The organism is Vibrio sp. 10N.222.48.A3 (assembly GCF_041475345.1).
Lineage (GTDB): Bacteria > Pseudomonadota > Gammaproteobacteria > Enterobacterales > Vibrionaceae > Vibrio > Vibrio tasmaniensis_A.
Map to the genome: position 1 here is coordinate 1 of NZ_JBFRVX010001323.1, position 1101 is coordinate 1101.

A 1101-nucleotide genomic window follows, 5' to 3' on the forward strand; every position below is an offset into this window, starting at 1 on the left:
CTGGAACTCCATGGTTAATCCGGTCGTGACACCTAAGGCGAAGTTAATACCAAAAAGTTTGCCCCAAAAGCGAGTCATGTCCTGATAGATTTGCTTACCGGTAAGCACATAGATCGACTCCATGATCGCCAATAAGCAAGACATACCAATAGTTAACGGGACAAAGAGAAAGTGAAACATAGCGGTTAGCGCAAACTGTAAACGCGACAATTCAACTACATCAAACATTTAAGCTCCAAACATCATAATGATGGATTTCATATTAAGAATTGGAGCGTATTTCAGCACAGTTTGAACAAACCAAACTAGAACAGATTGAATGTTAAAAAACAGAACAGGTTGAATTATCCGACGAGTGACAAGCTAGATTTCAAGTAAACATAGTCGAGGATCGACTAACGACTTAGGCTTGTGATTCCATGGTCTGAATCAAACTACCTAGTGTACGAATGGCTTCTGCTATTTTGTCGTCACAAGCGTACGAACAATTGAGACGAATATGATGAGAGAACTTTTTGTCGCTGCTGAATATAATTCCCGGCGCAACAGAGATGTTGTTTTCAAGTGCTCGCTCATAAAGCCTCTCTACACAAACAGAATGAGGCAGCTCTATCCAAAGGAAATAACCACCTTGGCTTTTATGAATCAGAGCACTCGTAGGCAAACTGGATTCGAGAAGTGCTATATGCGCCTTCTTCCTTTCATTCAGCAGTTTACGAAGCTTTTTAAGGTGGTTGTCATAACTATAAAACGTCAGGTAGTGAGACAAGCCAAGCTGAATCGGAATACTGCTGGAGAGTGTCGATAGGTGCTGCAATCTCTGAATCTTTAACGCTTGTTTCCTTGCAACTACCCAACCGATTCGAAAGCCGGGCGACAATGATTTGGAAAACGAACCGCACAGCATGATTTGCTCGCCGGTGTCATAGGCTTTAGCAGGCAATGAGCTTTGGTTGCCGACATGAAGTTCTCGATACACATCGTCTTCGATCATCGGGATCTTATGGTCATTCACTAACTCGGCGAGTCGCTGCTTGTTGTTATCACTCATCGAATAGCCAACAGGGTTTTGCGATTCTGTCATGAACCAACATGCTTTGA

2 protein-coding genes are annotated in these 1101 nt (G+C 42.8%); both read right to left on the reverse strand.

Annotated elements, in window-relative coordinates; translation table 11 throughout:
* On the reverse strand, nucleotides 1-228 hold a 228-nt coding region (locus tag AB4653_RS26070), incomplete at its 3' end, for a cytochrome ubiquinol oxidase subunit I (protein ID WP_198595371.1).
* 175 nt (nucleotides 229-403) lie between these two features.
* Nucleotides 404-1101 (reverse strand): PLP-dependent aminotransferase family protein (locus tag AB4653_RS26075; protein WP_372105674.1); only part of this gene is annotated, 698 nt, incomplete at its 5' end.